Source organism: Algibacter luteus (assembly GCF_030344935.1).
GTDB lineage: Bacteria > Bacteroidota > Bacteroidia > Flavobacteriales > Flavobacteriaceae > Arenitalea > Arenitalea lutea.
This window is the reverse complement of sequence record NZ_CP128313.1, coordinates 2,117,921-2,140,216: the sequence shown is the minus strand read 5'-3', so window position 1 is coordinate 2,140,216 and position 22,296 is coordinate 2,117,921. Positions and strand designations below refer to the sequence as shown.

Sequence of the window (22,296 nt, the reverse complement as noted above, 5' to 3'; positions counted from 1 at the left end):
TAATAACAAATCCCAAATAATATTAATTAGTTAATTAAAAGGCTTATGAAAACGTCTACTAAATATAAAAATTACCATCATTTAATTTTGGTATTTCTCTTTTTTATAAGTGCATTATCGCATGCTCAGTTAAAAAACGATTTTGACCCTCGATTTAATGAAAGTGTAAATGGTGATTTTACCATGATAGCGAATAATATGGTTTCGTTACATGTTACAAATCCATACAATGGTACAGGCGACAATCAAGATAATAATCTTGTATACGTTGATATTGATGTGGACCCCAGCACATTTAATTCTAGTAGAGCTCAATTTTTAAATCCTGCTCCTAGTGCAAGCTGTCTAACTATTAAAAAGGTGCTATTATATTGGGCAGCTTCAGATTTTGAACCTATTGATGGTGATCCCCTTTCGGAAAACCAGCCTTCTTGGGATTTTGATGATGTTAAACTAATGCTACCGGGTGAAACGGCTTATACAACTTATGATGCGGATGAAGTTTTATATAGAGGTAGAGATGATAACGGCGATGGTAATCCAAATGATCATTTTAGTAATGACCCGTATATTTGTATAAAAGATATCACATCGTTAGTTACTGATTTAGTTGATGGCGGCGATTCACCTTATGGTTGGTATCAAGTGGCAAATGTTGAAGGAAAAATTGGTAATTTACAAGAACCCGATTTTACAACTCCGACTGGTGTTTCAGGCGGTTGGCAAATTGTTTTTGTTTATGAAAGCCCTGAATTACCTTCCAAAAATATTAGTATTTACGATGGTTATGCGCACGTTAGAAATATTGTAGGGCAAAAAGATTATGAAATTTTAATTGATGGATTTCAAACAGTACCAGCACCTCAAAATGTAAGTATTAAAGTACTTATGGGTGCACTTGAAGGAGATAGAAATTTAAGTGGTGACAAATTACAAATAGTAACCGCTCCTCTTACTTATGTAGATTTAGCAACTGATCCTGTAACTCCTATTCGTGGTCCTGATAACTTTTTTAATAGTAGAATTACGGTAGATAATGCTAATTTCCCAAATCGAGAACCTAATAGTGAAAATACTTTAGGTTTTGATGCGGCGGTTTTTCAATTAGATAACCCAGGTAATTCCATAATAGGTAATGATCAAACTTCGGCTACTTTTAGACTAACATCTAATCAAGAAACCTATGGTGTATATTTACTAGGACTTTCTGTTGATGTATTCGAACCTAATCTTGGACCTATACAAGTAGTTACTTCTGCCACAAGTACACCACAACCCCCTGGAACTATTATTACAGGAAATTTTGATGTTGAGAATAAAGGTAATGATGATGCTGAAAATCTAACTATATTTTCTACGTTACCACCTCAAATAATGTCTACGTTACCAGCTACTGGCGCTACCCCAGAAACACATGGTTCATTACCACCAGGAGTTACTTATTTATACAATTCCACTACCAATGTCCTTGAATTTTTTGTTGAAGATAGTTTGGTTACAGCTGGAAGCACATCTTTTAATGTGCAGTTTGACTTAGAAATTAAAGATGAATGTTATTTTCTTGAGGATTCATGTGTTACATCTTTTGGGTTAGAGTTCACTGCGACCTATAATGGTGTTCAAAATCCCGTTATGCAAACCACAAATAGCTCATCTAGTGTTGATGCCTGTGGTGTAGGTAATGAAGAAGAAACCATAATTAATGTTATACAGCCAACTGTAGATTGGGCAACAGCACTAGGAGCATTAGACCGTAATGTGCAATGTAATGATGCGTCAGCATTAAGTGATGCACAAGCATTAGCACCTTTAGCCAATAAGTGTAATCTAACAATTGAAAAAACACCCGGAACTTTTGATGAAGATCCTTCATGTCCAGGAACAGGTACAATTACTAACACATTTAAAATAGTTAATGCTTGTAATATAATTGTTGCAGACTATGTGCAAACAATTACAATATCCAACACTACACCAATAGTTTTACCTGCTGATGGTACTGAAACTGTAGATTGTATTGCAGATGCAGATGGTTCAGGAATAGTATTACCAACAGTAACAGATGCTTGTGGAAATACACTGACGCCTTCGGCTCCTGTTATTACAGAAAATCCAGATCCATTAACATGTGAAGGAACAAGAACTTATACATACACTTATACTGATTGTGCAGGTAACTCTGCTAATTGGGCTTATGTTTATACTATTGATACCCCTGCATTCACTATCGCACAAGCTGATGGTACTGAAACTGTAGATTGTATTGCAGATGCAGATGGTTCAGGAATAGTATTACCAACAGTAACAGATGCTTGTGGAACTACACTAACGCCTTCGGCTCCTGTTGTTACAGAGAATCCAGATCCATTAACATGTGAAGGAACAAGAACTTATACATACACTTATACTGATTGTGCAGGTAACTCTGCTAATTGGGCTTATGTTTATACCATTGATACACCTGCATTCACTATCGCACAAGCTGATGGTACTGAAACTGTAGATTGTATTGCAGATGCAGATGGTTCGGGAATAGTATTACCAACGGTAACAGATGCTTGTGGAACTACACTGACGCCTTCGGCTCCTGTTGTTACAGAGAATCCAGATCCATTAACATGTGAAGGAACAAGAACTTATACATACACTTATACTGATTGTGCAGGTAACTCTGCTAATTGGGCTTATGTTTATACTATTGATACACCTGCATTCACTATCGCACAAGCTGATGGTACTGAAACTGTAGATTGTATTGCAGATGCAGATGGTTCAGGAATAGTATTACCAACAGTAACAGATGCTTGTGGAACTACACTAACGCCTTCGGCTCCTGTTGTTACAGAGAATCCAGATCCATTAACATGTGAAGGAACAAGAACTTACACATACACTTATACTGATTGTGCAGGTAACTCTGCTAATTGGGCTTATGTTTATACTATTGATACACCTGCATTCACTATCGCACAAGCTGATGGTACTGAAACTGTAGATTGTATTGCAGATGCAGATGGTTCAGGAATAGTATTACCAACAGTAACAGATGCTTGTGGAACTACACTAACGCCTTCGGCTCCTGTTGTTACAGAGAATCCAGATCCATTAACATGTGAAGGAACAAGAACTTATACATACACTTATACTGATTGTGCAGGTAACTCTGCTAATTGGGCTTATGTTTATACTATTGATACACCTGCATTCACTATCGCACAAGCTGATGGTACTGAAACTGTAGATTGTATTGCAGATGCAGATGGTTCAGGAATAGTATTACCAACAGTAACAGATGCTTGTGGAACTACACTAACGCCTTCGGCTCCTGTTGTTACAGAGAATCCAGATCCATTAACATGTGAAGGAACAAGAACTTATACATACACTTATACTGATTGTGCAGGTAACTCTGCTAATTGGGCTTATGTTTATACTATTGATACCCCTGCATTCACTATCGCACAAGCTGATGGTACTGAAACTGTAGATTGTATTGCAGATGCAGATGGTTCAGGAATAGTATTACCAACAGTAACAGATGCTTGTGGAAATACACTGACGCCTTCGGCTCCTGTTGTTACAGAGAATCCAGATCCATTAACATGTGAAGGAACAAGAACTTACACATACACTTATACTGATTGTGTAGGTAACTCTGCTAATTGGGCTTATGTTTATACCATTGATACCCCTGCATTCACTATCGCACAAGCTGATGGTACTGAAACTGTAGATTGTATTGCAGATGCAGATGGTTCAGGAATAGTATTACCAACAGTAACAGATGCTTGTGGAACTACACTGACGCCTTCGGCTCCTGTTGTTACAGAGAATCCAGATCCATTAACATGTGAAGGAACAAGAACTTATACATACACTTATACTGATTGTGCAGGTAACTCTGCTAATTGGGCTTATGTTTATACCATTGATACCCCTGCATTCACTATCGCACAAGCTGATGGTACTGAAACTGTAGATTGTATTGCAGATGCAGATGGTTCAGGAATAGTATTACCAACAGTAACAGATGCTTGTGGAAATACACTGACGCCTTCGGCTCCTGTTATTACAGAAAATCCAGATCCATTAACATGTGAAGGAACAAGAACTTATACATACACTTATACTGATTGTGCAGGTAACTCTGCTAATTGGGCTTATGTTTATACTATTGATACCCCTGCATTCACTATCGCACAAGCTGATGGTACTGAAACTGTAGATTGTATTGCAGATGCAGATGGTTCAGGAATAGTATTACCAACAGTAACAGATGCTTGTGGAACTACACTAACGCCTTCGGCTCCTGTTGTTACAGAGAATCCAGATCCATTAACATGTGAAGGAACAAGAACTTATACATACACTTATACTGATTGTGCAGGTAACTCTGCTAATTGGGCTTATGTTTATACCATTGATACACCTGCATTCACTATCGCACAAGCTGATGGTACTGAAACTGTAGATTGTATTGCAGATGCAGATGGTTCGGGAATAGTATTACCAACGGTAACAGATGCTTGTGGAACTACACTGACGCCTTCGGCTCCTGTTGTTACAGAGAATCCAGATCCATTAACATGTGAAGGAACAAGAACTTATACATACACTTATACTGATTGTGCAGGTAACTCTGCTAATTGGGCTTATGTTTATACTATTGATACACCTGCATTCACTATCGCACAAGCTGATGGTACTGAAACTGTAGATTGTATTGCAGATGCAGATGGTTCAGGAATAGTATTACCAACAGTAACAGATGCTTGTGGAACTACACTGACGCCTTCGGCTCCTGTTGTTACAGAGAATCCAGATCCATTAACATGTGAAGGAACAAGAACTTATACATACACTTATACTGATTGTGCAGGTAACTCTGCTAATTGGGCTTATGTTTATACCATTGATACCCCTGCATTCACTATCGCACAAGCTGATGGTACTGAAACTGTAGATTGTATTGCAGATGCAGATGGTTCAGGAATAGTATTACCAACAGTAACAGATGCTTGTGGAAATACACTGACGCCTTCGGCTCCTGTTATTACAGAAAATCCAGATCCATTAACATGTGAAGGAACAAGAACTTATACATACACTTATACTGATTGTGCAGGTAACTCTGCTAATTGGGCTTATGTTTATACTATTGATACCCCTGCATTCACTATCGCACAAGCTGATGGTACTGAAACTGTAGATTGTATTGCAGATGCAGATGGTTCAGGAATAGTATTACCAACAGTAACAGATGCTTGTGGAACTACACTAACGCCTTCGGCTCCTGTTGTTACAGAGAATCCAGATCCATTAACATGTGAAGGAACAAGAACTTATACATATACTTATACTGATTGTGCAAGTAACTCTGCTAATTGGGCTTATGTTTATACTATTGATACACCTGCATTCACTATCGCACAAGCTGATGGTACTGAAACTGTAGAGTGTCTTGCAGATGCAACACAACCTACTGCGCCAGTTGTAACAGATGTTTGTGGTAATGACATTACACCAGTAATCACAGAGAATACAGACCCTGTATGTGAAGGCGATAAAGTTTATACGTTTACCTATACAGATTGTGCAGGAAACGAAGCGGTTTATACATATACTTATACAATTGATATTACAACAGCCCCTGTAGTACCTGCAAATGCTGGTTCTACTGTAGAGTGTCTTGCAGATGCAACACAACCTGCTGCCCCTGTGGTAACAGATGTTTGTGGTAATGACATTACACCAGTAATCACAGAGAATACAGATCCTGTATGTGAAGGTGATAAAGTTTATACTTATACGTATACAGATTGTGCTGGAAACGAATCAGTTTATGTTTACACTTACACAATTGATGTGACAACGGCTCCTGTAGTACCTGCAAATGCTGGTTCTACTGTTGAATGTGTCGCAGATGCAACACAACCTGCTGCACCAGTTGTAACGGATGTTTGTGGCAATGACATTACACCAGTAATCACAGAGAATGCAGATCCTGTATGTGAAGGTGATAAGATTTATACGTATACGTATACCGACTGTGCTGGAAACGAATCAGTTTACACGTATACATATACTATAGATTTAACTCAGTTTGCGATGCCTGCTAACGGTTCTGAAACTGTAGATAATTTAGATGACGCTGAAGAGCCAACACCTCCTAGTGTTGAAGATAACTGTGGAAATACAATTACACCTTCTGAAGCAACAAAATCAGATACTCCAGATTGTCAAGGAACTGTAGTTTATACTTTTACCTATACAGATTGTGCTGGAAATACAGCCGATTGGACTTATACTTATACCATTGAATTGGCACCATTTACAGTGCCTCCTAGCGAAGGATCGACTGTAGAATGTATTGCAGATGCAACTGTTCCTACACCTCCTACGGTTAACGATGCTAATGGTGATGAAGTTATTCCTGTAATGACAGAGAATGCAGATCCTGATTGTGAGGGTGATAAAATATACACATTTACTTATACTGATTGTGCTGGAAATACTGGAGTTTGGGAATACACCTATACAATAGATATTACAACAGCCCCTGTAGTACCTGCAAATGCTGGTTCTACTGTAGAGTGTCTTGCAGATGCAACACAACCTACTGCGCCAGTTGTAACAGATGTTTGTGGTAATGACATTACACCAGTAATCACAGAGAATACAGACCCTGTATGTGAAGGCGATAAAGTTTATACTTATACCTATACAGATTGTGCAGGAAACGAAGCAGTTTATACATATACTTATACAATTGATATTACAACAGCCCCTGTAGTACCTGCAAATGCTGGTTCTACTGTAGAGTGTCTTGCAGATGCAACACAACCTGCTGCCCCTGTGGTAACAGATGTTTGTGGTAATGACATTACACCAGTAATCACAGAGAATACAGATCCTGTATGTGAAGGCGATAAAGTTTATACTTATACGTATACAGATTGTGCTGGAAACGAATCAGTTTATGTTTACACTTACACAATTGATGTGACAACGGCTCCTGTAGTACCTGCAAATGCTGGTTCTACTGTTGAATGTGTCGCAGATGCAACACAACCTGCTGCACCAGTTGTAACGGATGTTTGTGGCAATGACATTACACCAGTAATCACAGAGAATGCAGATCCTGTATGTGAAGGTGATAAGATTTATACGTATACGTATACCGACTGTGCTGGAAACGAATCAGTTTACACGTATACATATACTATAGATTTAACTCAGTTTGCGATGCCTGCTAACGGTTCTGAAACTGTAGATAATTTAGATGACGCTGAAGAGCCAACACCTCCTAGTGTTGAAGATAACTGTGGAAATACAATTACACCTTCTGAAGCAACAAAATCAGATACTCCAGATTGTCAAGGAACTGTAGTTTATACTTTTACCTATACAGATTGTGCTGGAAATACAGCCGATTGGACTTATACTTATACCATTGAATTGGCACCATTTACAGTGCCTCCTAGCGAAGGATCGACTGTAGAATGTATTGCAGATGCAACTGTTCCTACACCTCCTACGGTTAACGATGCTAATGGTGATGAAGTTATTCCTGTAATGACAGAGAATGCAGATCCTGATTGTGAGGGTGATAAAATATACACATTTACTTATACTGATTGTGCTGGAAATACTGGAGTTTGGGAATACACCTATACAATAGATATTACAACAGCCCCTGTAGTACCTGCAAATGCTGGTTCTACTGTAGAGTGTCTTGCAGATGCAACACAACCTACTGCGCCAGTTGTAACAGATGTTTGTGGTAATGACATTACACCAGTAATCACAGAGAATACAGACCCTGTATGTGAAGGCGATAAAGTTTATACGTTTACCTATACAGATTGTGCAGGAAACGAAGCAGTTTATACATATACTTATACAATTGATATTACAACAGCCCCTGTAGTACCTGCAAATGCTGGTTCTACTGTAGAGTGTCTTGCAGATGCAACACAACCTGCTGCCCCTGTGGTAACAGATGTTTGTGGTAATGACATTACACCAGTAATCACAGAGAATACAGATCCTGTATGTGAAGGCGATAAAGTTTATACTTATACGTATACAGATTGTGCTGGAAACGAATCAGTTTATGTTTACACTTACACAATTGATGTGACAACGGCTCCTGTAGTACCTGCAAATGCTGGTTCTACTGTTGAATGTGTCGCAGATGCAACACAACCTGCTGCACCAGTTGTAACGGATGTTTGTGGCAATGACATTACACCAGTAATCACAGAGAATGCAGATCCTGTATGTGAAGGTGATAAGATTTATACGTATACGTATACCGACTGTGCTGGAAACGAATCAGTTTACACGTATACATATACTATAGATTTAACTCAGTTTGCGATGCCTGCTAACGGTTCTGAAACTGTAGATAATTTAGATGACGCTGAAGAGCCAACACCTCCTAGTGTTGAAGATAACTGTGGAAACACAATTACACCTTCTGAAGCAACAAAATCAGATACTCCAGATTGTCAAGGAACTGTAGTTTATACTTTTACCTATACAGATTGTGCTGGAAATACAGCCGATTGGACTTATACTTATACCATTGAATTGGCACCATTTACAGTGCCTCCTAGCGAAGGATCGACTGTAGAATGTATTGCAGATGCAACTGTTCCTACACCTCCTACGGTTAACGATGCTAATGGTGATGAAGTTATTCCTGTAATGACAGAGAATGCAGATCCTGATTGTGAGGGTGATAAAATATACACATTTACTTATACTGATTGTGCTGGAAATACTGGAGTTTGGGAATACACCTATACAATAGATATTACAACAGCCCCTGTAGTACCTGCAAATGCTGGTTCTACTGTAGAGTGTCTTGCAGATGCAACACAACCTACTGCGCCAGTTGTAACAGATGTTTGTGGTAATGACATTACACCAGTAATCACAGAGAATACAGATCCTGTATGTGAAGGCGATAAAGTTTATACTTATACCTATACAGATTGTGCAGGAAACGAAGCAGTTTATACATATACTTATACAATTGATATTACAACAGCCCCTGTAGTACCTGCAAATGCTGGTTCTACTGTAGAGTGTCTTGCAGATGCAACACAACCTGCTGCCCCTGTGGTAACAGATGTTTGTGGTAATGACATTACACCAGTAATCACAGAGAATACAGATCCTGTATGTGAAGGCGATAAAGTTTATACTTATACGTATACAGATTGTGCTGGAAACGAATCAGTTTATGTTTACACTTACACAATTGATGTGACAACGGCTCCTGTAGTACCTGCAAATGCTGGTTCTACTGTTGAATGTGTCGCAGATGCAACACAACCTGCTGCACCAGTTGTAACGGATGTTTGTGGCAATGACATTACACCAGTAATCACAGAGAATGCAGATCCTGTATGTGAAGGTGATAAGATTTATACGTATACGTATACCGACTGTGCTGGAAACGAATCAGTTTACACGTATACATATACTATAGATTTAACTCAGTTTGCGATGCCTGCTAACGGTTCTGAAACTGTAGATAATTTAGATGACGCTGAAGAGCCAACACATCCTAGTGTTGAAGATAACTGTGGAAATACAATTACACCTTCTGAAGCAACAAAATCAGATACTCCAGATTGTCAAGGAACTGTAGTTTATACTTTTACCTATACAGATTGTGCTGGAAATACAGCCGATTGGACTTATACTTATACCATTGAATTGGCACCATTTACAGTGCCTCCTAGCGAAGGATCGACTGTAGAATGTATTGCAGATGCAACTGTTCCTACACCTCCTACGGTTAACGATGCTAATGGTGATGAAGTTATTCCTGTAATGACAGAGAATGCAGATCCTGATTGTGAGGGTGATAAAATATACACATTTACTTATACTGATTGTGCTGGAAATACTGGAGTTTGGGAATACACCTATACAATAGATATTACAACAGCCCCTGTAGTACCTGCAAATGCTGGTTCTACTGTAGAGTGTCTTGCAGATGCAACACAACCTACTGCGCCAGTTGTAACAGATGTTTGTGGTAATGACATTACACCAGTAATCACAGAGAATACAGATCCTGTATGTGAAGGCGATAAAGTTTATACTTATACCTATACAGATTGTGCAGGAAACGAAGCAGTTTATACATATACTTATACAATTGATATTACAACAGCCCCTGTAGTACCTGCAAATGCTGGTTCTACTGTAGAGTGTCTTGCAGATGCAACACAACCTGCTGCCCCTGTGGTAACAGATGTTTGTGGTAATGACATTACACCAGTAATCACAGAGAATGCAGATCCTGTATGTGAAGGCGATAAAGTTTATACTTATACGTATACAGATTGTGCTGGAAACGAATCAGTTTATGTTTACACTTATACAATTGATGTGACATCGGCTCCTATAGTACCTGCAAATGCTGGTTCTACTGTAGAGTGTATTGCGGATGCAACACAACCTGCTGCACCTGCTGTAATGGATGTTTGTGGTAATCTTTTAGCACCAGTAATTACAGAGAATGCAGATCCTGTATGTGAAGGTGATAAGATTTATACTTATACTTATACCGACTGTGCTGGAAACGAATCGGTTTACACGTATACTTATACAGTTAAAGATACTATAGCTCCTGTACTTACATTACCTGCAAATGTAACAGCAGAATGTAGTGATGATTTATCAACTACTAATTTTGGTACAGCAACTGCTGTCGATAATTGTGATCCAAATCCAGTTGTTACATTTACCGATGTAACAACAAATGGTATTTGTTCTGGTAATTTTACAATTACTCGTACTTGGACTGCAACCGATGCTTGTGGTAACGTAGCTAGTGCAGATCAAATTATTTCAACGGTAGACACAACTGCTCCGGAATTTGATCAAACAACGCTTCCCACAGATATTGTTGTGGAATGTGATAATATACCTGAACCAGAAGTTTTAACAGCAACTGATAATTGCGGTACAGCAACAGTATCGGTTAATGACCTAAGAACTGATGGAAATTGTCCTGGTAATTATACCATAGCGCGTACTTGGACTGCAACTGATGAGTGTGGTGTAATAAAAACTCATGTTCAAACAATAACTGTTCAAGATATTACGCCGCCAACATTCAATGGGACACTACCTTTGCCAAGAATTGTTGTAGAATGTGATGCTATACCTGCTCCAGAAACATTAACAGCTTCCGATTCATGTGGTTCGGCTACAGTAAAAGTTAGTGATTCAAGAACTAATGGTAATTGTACTAATAATTATACATTAGCTCGTACATGGGTTGCAACTGATGAATGTGGATTGACTTCTACATATACACAAATTATAGTTGTGCAGGATACTACGCCCCCTACATTTGTTGAATCTTTACCAAGAGATATCACGGTGGAGTGTGATGCAATACCAGAGGCATCAACTTTAACTGCAATTGACAATTGTGGAAATGCTACGGTTTCAGCGAGTGATGTTAGAATTAATGGAAATTGTCCATCAAATTATACAATTAACCGTACTTGGATAGCTACCGATGAATGTGGATTAACAACTACACACACTCAAGTAATAACAGTGCAAGACACAACTGCTCCTGTTCCTGCTTCGTCGATCATAAAAGAATTAAATGTGAGTTGTACAGAGATACCTGAAATTCCTGTAGTGGAGTTTACTGATAATTGCTCTTCTAATGTAATTGTAGAATTTGATGAAGTAAACACCTTTGATGAAAATGTAATCGCCGATTATCAAATCATCAGAACATGGACTGTTAGAGATGCTTGTAATAATGAAGAAGTTTATACACAAACATTAAATGTATCACTTGATGAGATTTTAACAGAAGTAGTGGCTGAAGATAGATGCTTTTTCGATGGTGCTATTAATTTAGATGACTATCTTCCTGAAGATACCTTTGGAGGTAGTTGGGAAATAATTGAAGGTAATCCAATAGCAACAGTTACAGGAAGTATTTTTGATCCCACTAACTTAGAAGCTGCATATTCTTTAGATTTTAATCCTAATACTGAAGGTATTCAATATGTAATTAGATATACTGGATTCCAAGACGGATGTATCAATATTACCGATGTAATTATGGTTATTGATGCTAAATGTAAAGTATTGCCATGTGGAGAAAAAGACATCTCTATATCAACAGCAATTACACCTAATGATGATGGTTTTAATGAATCTTTTGATATTGAAGGAATAGATTTATGTGGTTTTGTAGCCGAAGTTAAAATATTTAACCGTTGGGGTGCACTAGTATATGAGTCAAATGATTATACCTTAGGAAGTATTAAATCTGGTTCAGGCGCATTTGGAGATTGGGATGGTACGTCACCAAAATCGTCAATTGGAAATAACGGAAAATTACCTAACGGAACTTACTATTATATCATTAATTTAAGAAATAGTGGATTGAGCCCATTAACCGGTCCAGTTTACTTAGGAACCAAATAACATCTTAACCTATGAAATTTTTAAAACAAAATATAATCGCTATTGCGTTGTTTAGCTGTACGGTTGGGGTTGCACAGCAATTACCACAATTTACACAGTATATGTACAACACAATCTCAATAAATCCGGCATACGCTGGTAGTAGAGAGGCATTAAGTATTGTTGGATTACACAGAAGTCAATGGGTTGGCTTTAGAGGTGGTCCAATTACTCAAACGCTTTCTATCCATACACCATTAAGAAATGATAGAGTTGGTTTAGGTTTATCTTTTATTGAAGATGATTTGGGTCCGCAAAATTTCACATATTTGTATGGTGACTTTTCTTATAGTATTCCAACTGGACAAGAAGGTAAATTAGCATTTGGATTAAAAGCAGGATTTACTCAGTTTAGCTTTGATACTAGTTTTCGTTTAGATGAGGACAATTCAAACGACCCATTAATTTATGGGACTGCAGATAGATGGGCTCCAAATGTGGGTGCTGGTATTTATTGGAGTACGAATAGAATTTATGCTAGTATATCGGCACCAAGAATTTTAAATAATGATGCCAATAATAAAAACGACTTTGAAGCTCTCGATAGAATAAGTTACTATTTTACAGCTGGTGGTGTTTTAGATATTACGAAAAGTATTAAATTTAAACCAGCTGCTTTAATAAAAGCGACAAATGGAGCTCCTGTATCTTATGATTTAACTGCAAACTTTTTATTTAATGAAAAGTTTTGGTTAGGTGGCTCTTATAGAATTAACGAACAAACTGCTGCAATTGGTGGTATTGTAGACTTTCAAGTATCTAGACAATTACGTATTGGATATGCTTATGAAAAGCCAATATCTGAAATTGCAGATTATACAACCGGAACACACGAAATACTGCTTATATACGAGTTTAAATTCTTAAGTTCTAAATTAAAATCACCTAGATATTTCTAATTATAATTTTTCTATGAATACTAAAAATTTTATATTAGTTTGTATTGCATTAATGATAAGTTTCACTGCGTTTTCTCAACAAGGAAAACAAAAAAGAGCTGATACATTATTCAATAAATTTTCTTTTGTTAAAGCTGCAAAACTTTATAGAGAGCTTGTACAAGATAATTATAATAGAGACTACGCTACACGAAAGCTAGCAGATAGTTATGCATTTTTACGAGACCCAAGAAATGCCTCAAGATTTTATAAAAGTGTTGTTAAGCAAAAAAATGTTCCTATAGAATACTATTATAAGTATGCACAATCGCTTCGTGGTATGAAAAAATACGACGAATCTCAAATATGGCTAAAACGCTTCAAAGATTCAGGAGGTGTGGTTAGTTCTAATGATTTTTCAAAAGATATTAATTTTATAACTAGTGTATTTGGTGCCAAACAACAATACTTTTTAGATAGAGTTCGATTTAATTCTAAGTACAGCGATTTTGGTGCTTTTGAACATGACGGTAAAGTATATTTTGCTTCCGCTCGAGATGAAGGTGTAGCTGTTAAACGTCTATATGGTTGGAATGAACAACCCTTTTTAGATGTATATGTTACTGATGCAGGCTCTAAAAGAAATGTGGATTATACGGCTAAAGTTAAAGGTGATGTTAACTCGATATATCATGATGGACCAGTTACCATAACAAAAGATGGGAAAACCATGTATTTCTCTAGAAATAATTTTAAAGATGATATTGAAGTAAAAGATAAAAAGGGATTAACCAACATGAAAATCTATAGAGCTACTTTGGTAGATAGTTTATGGACAAATGTTGAAGATCTTTCAATTAACGGTGATAACTTTTCAACACAACACGCCGCTTTAAATATAGATGATACCAAATTGTACTTTTCTTCTGATAGACCTGGCTCAATTGGAGGATCTGATATTTGGTGCGTAGATATTGCGCCTGACGGGTCTTTAAGTAATTTGCAAAACCTAGGTAATGTAATTAATACTGAAAGTGCAGAAGGATTTCCTTATATAAATAACGAAGGTGTTCTATTCTTCTCTTCTGATGGGCATACCGGTTTAGGATTGCTGGATATTTTTGCTTCTATTAAGGGTGAGGATGAAGAAACTATTGTAGACGTTATAAACTTAGGTGTTCCTGTAAACTCAAACAAAGATGATTTTGCATTTACTATGAATGCCGATGGTATTACTGGATATTTTGCATCTAACAGACAAGGCGGACGTGGTAGCGATGATATTTATGCATTTCACAGAGAACCTGTATTACATGTTGAAGGTGTTGTGACCGATGCTATTAACACTAGTCCAGTAAAAGGCGCTAAAATTACCCTATTTGATGAAAATGATAATCAAGTGGCGTACATGGAAACCGATGAAAACGGCTATTTTCAAATTAATATAGACCGAAATAAAGACTATAAAATAGTTGCTAATCAAGATAAATATATTTCTGATTATCGGGAATTTACCTCAAGAAATATTCAAACGGAGTTAATTACAATAAGTGCCAACTTATTATTAAATCCAGTTCAAGATGTAGTTAAATTAGCTGAAATTGATTTAAATACAATCTATTTCAATTTTGATAGCCATAAAATCAGACCTGATGCAAGAGAGGAATTAGATAAAATAGTAAGCTTGATGCAAAACGATTATCCAGAAATGGTTATTCGTATTGAGTCGCATACTGATTCAAGAGGAGCACTTTCATACAACGATAAGCTATCTATTGATAGAGCTAACGCCACTTACGAATATTTACTATCTAAAGGTATAGATCCTTCTAGAATTACAGAGCATCAAGGTTTTGGTGAACGAAGATTAACTAATGGCTGTGAAGACGGTCAAAAATGTGAAGAAAAAGATCATCAATTAAATAGACGTACACAATTTATAGTTGTAAAAATGGAATAAAAAACGCAAAACCTAATTGCGAGTATAATAGACTTTTAGTCATAAGAATAGGATTTTAATTAAATAAAGACCCCAAATGAAATTAAAAAACTACATAATAATAGGATTTATATTGCATATAGCTTTGTGCTCGTTTGCGCAAAATGATATGCAGAAAAAAGCAGATAATTTATTTAATAATTTCGCTTTTGTTCAAGCTACTAATGCTTATCATGAATTAATAGATCATGGTGTTAATACAGATTATGCTACCAGACAATTGGCCGATAGTTATGCTTTTTTGAGAAACCCAGATAGTGCTGTAGTTTATTACCAGAAAGCTGTAAAACAAAACCATGTGCCTATAGAATATTATTATAACTATTCTCAAGCATTAAGAGGTGTTAAAAACTATGAAGAGTCTAGAGTCTGGATGCAACAATTTAAAGAAGCTGGTGGTAATATTGAAGAAAAAAAATATTTAAAAGATTCAGATTTTTTAAATTCTATTTTTTCTGCTAAAAAGCAATACTTTTTAAAGGACGTTAGTTACAATTCAAAATACAGCGATTTTGGAGCATACGAGCATAACGGAAAAGTATATTTTGCTTCATCAAGAGATGAAGGCTCATTAAAAAAACACCGTAACGGTTGGGATGAGGAACCATTCCTTAATATCTATGCTAAAGATAAAAACGCTAATGATAGCTTAATTGGAAGTAAATTTAAACTCAAAGGCGATATAAATTCGGTATATCATGATGGTCCAATTACAATGACTAAAGATGGTAATACTATGTATTTTTCCAGAACAGATTTTATAAGAAATGTTCTAGGGAGAAATAATCAAGGCATATCAAACTTAAAAATTTATAAAGCTTCTTTGGTTGAAGGGAAATGGACTAACATCGAAGAACTTCCTTTTAATAGTAATCATTATTCTAATGGTCATCCGGCATTAAGTCCAGACGAAACAAAACTCTATTTTGCTTCAGATAGATCTGGTGGTTTTGGAGGTTCTGATATTTATTATGTTGACATAAATAATGGCAATTATAGTAAGCCTAAAAATATTGGCAGTGTTGTTAATACAAGACATAATGAGAGATTTCCTTTTGTAAATAACGAAGGTGCTTTGTTTTTCGCATCAGATGGTCATCCAGGATTAGGCATGCTTGATATTTTTGGAACCGTTAAAGGTTCAAATAATAAAATAATTAATGTTATTAATCTTGGTACTCCGGTAAATTCAAGTAAAGATGATTTTTCATTTTTTATGAATGAAGATGGTTTTTCAGGTTATTTTGCGTCAAATAGAAAAGGAGGGGTTGGTAGTGATGATATATACGCTTTTGATAGAACACCACAATTAACACTTCAAGGCACAGTTTTCGATGAAATTACGAATAGCCCAATTACTGATGCCAAAGTAACATTACTAGACGAGAACAAATTTAAAATTGCTGAACTCTTAACAAATGAAAAGGGGCAATTTAATATTTACTTAGATAGAGATTCAGACTATAATGTGAAAATTAGCAACGACGGATATACCGAATATTTGAAAAATGTATCCTCTAAAAATATTGAAAGAAAACAAAATGCAATTTCATTTACTTTTAACTTACAACCTTTAGCCGAAGTAGAAACTATTTCTGAGATTCCAGAATCACTAGAATTATCACCAATATATTTTAGTTTTAATAGTTCAAATATTAGAAATGAAGATATTCAAATATTAGATGGTTTAATCCATACGATGATTAACGAATATCCTAGTATGAAAATTAGCATTGAGTCTTATACAGATGCTAGAGGCCCTGCGTCTTACAATTATAAGCTTTCTCAAATGCGAGCGATTACCACATATAACTATTTAGTGAATAATGGTATAAGTCCTGAAAGAATTATTACATATAAGGGCTATGGTGAAGATCATATCGGAAATGGTTGTACAGGCACAATAAAGTGTACAGAAGCGCAGCATCAAGCTAATAGACGTACTAGTTTCAAGTTAATAAAATAAAACCAATCCAATAAAAAATTAAATCACTAACTTTATATATTGATTTAATTATCAGTACATAAGGAAACCTAACTAATTAATACTACATTAAAATATGATTAAAAAAATTACATTTATTATTGCTTTTTTTATAATAGCCACATTAAAAGCACAAACAACATTTGATTGGGATGCTACCACAGCTGCTCCAATAGACAATGGTGATAATGTTATTCAAACCATTGATGGAATTACCACAACATTTACTATTGCAGGTTTTAACTCTGTAGGTGTAGCTAGCGGTGCCGCACAAGATGGTTCCACTGGCAATGTTATTTCTAGTTCAATTGATAGTTCTGAACCCTCTACTCCTAGCACCGATTTAGTATTTAGTTTTAGTGAAGCTGTAGATATTACATCAATAATCGCGGTGACTGGTCCACCAATAACCTTGACATTCACACCTACTGGAGGTAGTAACTCAGCGGTGGTGCAAACTGGGTATTCAGGCGGAACAGTAAATTTGAATTGGACTGGTGTAACATCATTTATAGTAACTGGCTCTAATGCTCAATTTGTTATAGGTTTTGATGATTTAATAGTTTCTAGTACTACTTTATCAGCTAATAAATTTGCATTACAAGACGTTCATGTTTATCCGAATCCTGTAAACGATATGCTTTACATTGATAAAGCTGAAAATATAATGTCTGCAAGAGTTTACAATAGTTTAGGTCAGTTAGTATCTGAAACTAAAGACAATAAAATTGATTTTAGAAAATTTAAGAGCGGAGTATATATTCTTCAAATTAATACTGATAAAGAATCAATAACCAAAAGAATTATTAAAAAATAGGAAGGTATATTATTTTATTCTTTGTGTTGTATACCCCAAAGAGTATTTTTAAGTTACAATACTCTTATTATTAATAAAATATTCAAAACCTTTAAAACAAGTAATAACTTGATTAAAGGTTTTTTTTTTGCTTATCAATGTAGCGGTTAATACATTTTAATTGGAGGTTAATTATGATATGATGATATACCAAAAGGTATCTCAATTCAATTGACGAGCATTTTATCTAGCCTGAAGTAATGACAAAAGCGAAAGAATACAATTTTAAACGGTTTCAAGTTGTATCAATTTATTTATTAAGACATATAAGAAAGGGCATCTATACACTGCTGTATTCGATATAAAAATAAAAATCCTCTCGTTAGAGAGGATTTTTTCCTAAAGTTAAATTAATAATAATTAAATTATTATATAACCGATAAATTTTCATCTTAAGCTATTAATCAGTACTATTCACGGTTATTCTTTATAAGTGTTTAATATAATTTTAAACACTATTATTTTTTTATGAAAATATTCGTATAATACCATCTACCGTCGGCATTTTTTTCTGCTGATACATCAAAATTAGTATAGTCTCCTTCTAAATTTTCTTTATGAGCTTCACTTTTAATCCATGCCCTTACTACAGATTCAGCAGAACTATAACCAAAGGCTACATTTTCTGAAACAGACTTTGCGCCGGCATTAGATTTTAAATAATTACTTCTAGTATAAAAATTATGGTGAGAAACTTCATCATTGTCAACCATATAATCGGTATGACTAAAGGCTACAGATTTTACAATATCCATTTCTTGTAATGGGTTTAACCCCTCAGATAATCTGTGATTATTTATAAGCTCTAATATTTCTACTTCAATAGATTTTGCTTCTTTCGCAACAAGACTTAATTCTATCGCTTCGGCTTTATCACTAAGGTTATCTGTTGTACAAGAAGACAAAGTAAACACAGCCAACAATGCCAATACAGGCAGCTTGGTAAGTAGCTTCATAGGTTAAGCATTTTTAGATTTGGTTCTGTAAAATTAGCAGACTAACCCGAAGTGAATGTTAAGGAAATGTTAAAATCGATTAAAAACATGTCACTCATCGATTAAATATGTTTTTAATCGTTAAAATGCAATTCAGAAAGTAATCAATAAGTATTTCGTCTGATTTTTATGGAGATAATCGATTTATGAGCCAATTATAGTCACTCTGAAGTTGATATCGAATTCGATCATGAAGTCTATTTGGTCTACCTTGCCAAAATTCAATTTCAACAGGTTTTACGATAAAGCCACCCCAATGTTTTGGTCTAGGTATTTCTTTGCCTTCGTACTCAGCTTCTAATTCTAAGAGCCTTTTTTCAAGTGATTGTCTGTCCAATACAACATCGCTCTGGTTTGAAACAAGCGCACCTAATTGACTGCCTCGAGGTCGAGATTCAAAATAACCATCGCTTAAATTTTCAGAGATTTTTTCAGCTTGTCCCTTAATGATAATTTGGCGTTCAGCACCATGCCAGAAAAAAGATAAACATACGTTTGGATTGGCTTCTATGGCTTTGCCTTTTTCGCTATTGTAATTTGTGTAAAAAATAAAGCCTTCGTAAGTGTATTTTTTAAGTAACACCACCCTACTCTTTGGAAAACCGTCAAGCCCTATCGTTGCAAGAGTCATGGCATTAGTTTCATCTTCAGTAAAATGAGTATCTATTTCATAAAACCACTTTTGAAATAATTCCATTGGGTTTTCTGGTACTTCACTTAAAAGTAGTTCACTTTTCTCGTAAGACTTTCTATAATGACTTAAATCCTTTTCCATACTGTTGCAATTTACGGGTTTTTTAAAATATTGCAGAAAGAATTTTTTAATATCTTTAAGTAAATATTAGGTTATGAAATTTATCTGCGACATCCATATTTTGAAACCAATTGAAGAAGTAGCTACACATTTTGTAGACCCGCGAGCTTTAGAATACGCTCAGGAAGGGTTTGTGAAAATTGAGCCACTAAGTGGCACAAAAGGTCAAGCAGGATCTAAGTCTAAGTTAATTTATAAAAAATTCGATTTATTGGAAACTATTATAGAAAACAATTTGCCTCATTCATTTTACGCTAGATATGAACATAAAAACATGTCGAACACAATGCTATGTAACTTTGTGGCCATAAACGATTGTGAAACCAGATTAACATCAGAAATTGAGTATACAGAGTTAAAAGGATTTGTTGTGAAGCTTATTGCTAAACTATTTCCATCACTATTTAAAAAACAGGTTGATAAATGGCTTGAAAGGTTTAAAGACTTTTGTGAACAGCGTTAAAAATGGCTATAGATGTAGTTTGCTTATTTAAGTTAACTTTTACAACCATCTTTTACACTTATTGCCTTAATTAAAAGTCAAATGTTTTGCCATCTTCAGCTAACTCCACATTTTCAAAAACGCTCAGCGCTTCTTTTTTAAAGCCTTCTATCCCATCGTATCTTGTAGAATAATGTCCCAATATAAGTGTTCTTACTTGAGCTTTTTTAGCAATTCTAGCGGCTTCTTTTGCTGTTGAATGTTTGGTTCTAACAGCTAAATGTGCATGTTGTTCTAAGAATGTAGATTCGTGATACAACACATCTGCATCTTGTATAATTGGTATAATATCTTCTTTATACATCGTATCACTACAAAACGCATAACTCTTGGGTTTGACTCCGGGAAATGTTACAGTTTCATTTTTAATCAATTCTCCTTCTTCATTTTCTACATCAAACCCTTGAGTAAGTTTTCTATAATAAGCTACATTTATTTTGGCCTTTTCTACTGCATTGATATCTAATTTACGTAAGCCTTCTTTTTCTTTAAATAGAAAACCATTCGTATAAACTCTATGATTTAATGGAATGGTATGCACTTCTACCTTTTCATCTTCAAAAATCAATTCAGATTTAGTTGATGTCAACTCATGAAAAATTAAATTATAATTTGTCCAAGAATCGGCTAATTTCATTTGAAGCGTCACAATTTCTTTGATGCCCTTAGGGCCATAAATATGTAAATCGGTTTCGCGAGTTAACAATCTAAATGTTGAAATTAAGCCTACCAAACCAAAAAAGTGATCGCCATGTAAATGCGAAATAAAAATATGCTTAATCCGATTAAACTTAATTTTATGTTTACGCAATTGCACCTGAGTACCTTCACCACAATCAATTAAAAACATGTGGTTATTAATTTCTAATACTTGTGAGGTTGTATTATTTAATGTGCGCGGTGTGGCGCTGTAACAGCCTAAAATAGAGAGTTTCATTATGTAAGCTGTTTATAGTTTATGGCGTCTTGCTTAGTAAATTTGCTTTTAAACGAAAACGCAAAAGGCGTTTCGCCGTGAGTATTAATATAATCTAATCGGTCTTTTGCGTCCTGGAAGGTTGGCTCATACCCTTCTGGTACATACCAAAATGCCATATGGAGCATTTTCATTTTACTAAACCACTCTTTTTTTCGTTTAAAAACATCAATATGTCCTGAATGATAGGTGTATTTAAAAAGCGCATCCATATCGTTCCAAACCGACATATTGATGATTAACGAATGATCTTGGAAAACAGCGGCGGCTTCATCTTTATCTTCATCTTTTAAGCGCCATATAAACCCATCACTCACATCAGCAATGGCATTGATTTTATCTAAATTATCAACAAAATCTTGCATTATGGGATCATCCATTGGTGCTAGTCGTTTTGCAATATTTACTTGGGCAAGATGATATACTGTCATGTTTTAAAACCCTAAATCACGTTCCATATCTTCCATTTCAATAATATCGTAAGCCTCTTGAATTGTTGGAACAACAATAAGTGCTTCTGGTACAACATCTAGATCAATTTTATCAGAAACGATAACAAAAGAATGTTTGTCACCTCGATGGGTATTTGAAACTTCTAAAAACTCCGCGACATCCGTTTTTTTAAGTACATCTAAAGTTGTTAAAACAATAATGATATTATCATTTTTATACTTCGGATATAATACCTGAAGCTTTTTTACTAACTCTATAATCGATGCTTTTTCTTGAGTGATTATAGTAGTACCTTCTTTTTGATCAACGATCAT

Annotated in this window: 11 protein-coding genes; 6 read left to right on the top strand and 5 right to left on the bottom strand. The window is 35.5% G+C overall.

Features of this window, described 5'->3' with window-relative positions; all coding sequences use genetic code 11:
* The first annotated feature begins 45 nt into the window (after positions 1–45).
* From O5O44_RS08935 to O5O44_RS08915, 5 genes are all read left to right on the top strand, one after another.
* Positions 46–12,486: a T9SS type B sorting domain-containing protein gene (locus O5O44_RS08935; protein WP_289194033.1), complete on the top strand. Its 12,441-nt coding sequence runs from the start codon at positions 46–48 to the stop codon at positions 12,484–12,486.
* Between the two features lie 11 nt (positions 12,487–12,497).
* Positions 12,498–13,424 carry a PorP/SprF family type IX secretion system membrane protein gene (locus tag O5O44_RS08930; RefSeq protein WP_289194031.1) on the top strand — a complete coding sequence of 309 codons (927 nt, stop codon included), beginning with the start codon at positions 12,498–12,500 and terminating at the stop codon, positions 13,422–13,424.
* A 13-nt stretch (positions 13,425–13,437) separates the two neighbouring features.
* Entirely contained in the window at positions 13,438–15,363 is a 1,926-nt protein-coding gene (locus O5O44_RS08925; RefSeq protein ID WP_289194030.1) for an OmpA family protein, read from the top strand.
* Positions 15,364–15,511: 148 nt separating this feature from the next.
* Entirely contained in the window at positions 15,512–17,368 is a 1,857-nt protein-coding gene (locus O5O44_RS08920; protein ID WP_289194028.1) for an OmpA family protein, read from the top strand.
* Between the two features lie 94 nt (positions 17,369–17,462).
* The gene (locus O5O44_RS08915) at positions 17,463–18,203 is read left to right on the top strand and encodes a T9SS type A sorting domain-containing protein (protein WP_289194026.1); all 741 of its coding nucleotides are present in this window, start codon (positions 17,463–17,465) and stop codon (positions 18,201–18,203) included.
* 497 nt (positions 18,204–18,700) lie between these two features.
* Here the strand turns inward: O5O44_RS08915 and O5O44_RS08910 are convergent, their stop codons facing one another.
* Positions 18,701–19,198, bottom strand: a complete 498-nt coding sequence (locus tag O5O44_RS08910; RefSeq protein ID WP_019386384.1) for a CAP domain-containing protein — start codon at positions 19,196–19,198, stop codon at positions 18,701–18,703.
* A 166-nt stretch (positions 19,199–19,364) separates the two neighbouring features.
* On the bottom strand, positions 19,365–20,012 hold the full coding sequence (gene pdxH, locus O5O44_RS08905; protein WP_289194025.1) for a pyridoxamine 5'-phosphate oxidase: 648 nt from the start codon (positions 20,010–20,012) through the stop codon (positions 19,365–19,367).
* Positions 20,013–20,085: 73 nt separating this feature from the next.
* On the opposite strand from pdxH, the gene O5O44_RS08900 reads away from it, so the two are divergent.
* Positions 20,086–20,514: an SRPBCC family protein gene (locus O5O44_RS08900; RefSeq protein ID WP_289194024.1), complete on the top strand. Its 429-nt coding sequence runs from the start codon at positions 20,086–20,088 to the stop codon at positions 20,512–20,514.
* Between the two features lie 70 nt (positions 20,515–20,584).
* On the opposite strand, the gene O5O44_RS08895 is transcribed toward O5O44_RS08900, so the two are convergent.
* Genes O5O44_RS08895 through O5O44_RS08885 form a run of 3 tightly spaced genes read right to left on the bottom strand, consistent with a single transcriptional unit; the run spans position 20,585 to position 22,296 of the window.
* Positions 20,585–21,490, bottom strand: coding sequence for a ribonuclease Z (locus O5O44_RS08895; RefSeq protein ID WP_289194022.1), 906 nt, complete (start codon positions 21,488–21,490; stop codon positions 20,585–20,587).
* Positions 21,490–21,960: a DUF3291 domain-containing protein gene (locus O5O44_RS08890; RefSeq protein ID WP_289194021.1), complete on the bottom strand. Its 471-nt coding sequence runs from the start codon at positions 21,958–21,960 to the stop codon at positions 21,490–21,492. Before O5O44_RS08890 ends, O5O44_RS08895 begins: the two co-directional genes overlap by 1 nt.
* Before the next feature lie 3 nt (positions 21,961–21,963).
* Positions 21,964–22,296 (bottom strand): ribonuclease Z, encoded by a 333-nt coding sequence (locus O5O44_RS08885; RefSeq protein ID WP_289194019.1) that lies wholly within the window; start codon positions 22,294–22,296, stop codon positions 21,964–21,966.

Excerpts from the sequence above, each read along its gene's own strand:
- O5O44_RS08935 (WP_289194033.1), top strand. The coding sequence starts at position 46 with ATGAAAACGTCTACTAAATATAAAAATTACCATCATTTAATTTTGGTA.
- O5O44_RS08925 (WP_289194030.1), top strand. The coding sequence starts at position 13,438 with ATGAATACTAAAAATTTTATATTAGTTTGTATTGCATTAATGATAAGT.
- O5O44_RS08930 (WP_289194031.1), top strand. The coding sequence starts at position 12,498 with ATGAAATTTTTAAAACAAAATATAATCGCTATTGCGTTGTTTAGCTGT.
- O5O44_RS08885 (WP_289194019.1), bottom strand. The coding sequence starts at position 22,296 with ATGATCGTTGATCAAAAAGAAGGTACTACTATAATCACTCAAGAAAAA.
- O5O44_RS08890 (WP_289194021.1), bottom strand. The coding sequence starts at position 21,960 with ATGACAGTATATCATCTTGCCCAAGTAAATATTGCAAAACGACTAGCA.
- O5O44_RS08920 (WP_289194028.1), top strand. The coding sequence starts at position 15,512 with ATGCAGAAAAAAGCAGATAATTTATTTAATAATTTCGCTTTTGTTCAA.
- O5O44_RS08895 (WP_289194022.1), bottom strand. The coding sequence starts at position 21,490 with ATGAAACTCTCTATTTTAGGCTGTTACAGCGCCACACCGCGCACATTA.
- O5O44_RS08900 (WP_289194024.1), top strand. The coding sequence starts at position 20,086 with ATGAAATTTATCTGCGACATCCATATTTTGAAACCAATTGAAGAAGTA.
- O5O44_RS08910 (WP_019386384.1), bottom strand. The coding sequence starts at position 19,198 with ATGAAGCTACTTACCAAGCTGCCTGTATTGGCATTGTTGGCTGTGTTT.
- O5O44_RS08915 (WP_289194026.1), top strand. The coding sequence starts at position 17,463 with ATGATTAAAAAAATTACATTTATTATTGCTTTTTTTATAATAGCCACA.
- pdxH (WP_289194025.1), bottom strand. The coding sequence starts at position 20,012 with ATGGAAAAGGATTTAAGTCATTATAGAAAGTCTTACGAGAAAAGTGAA.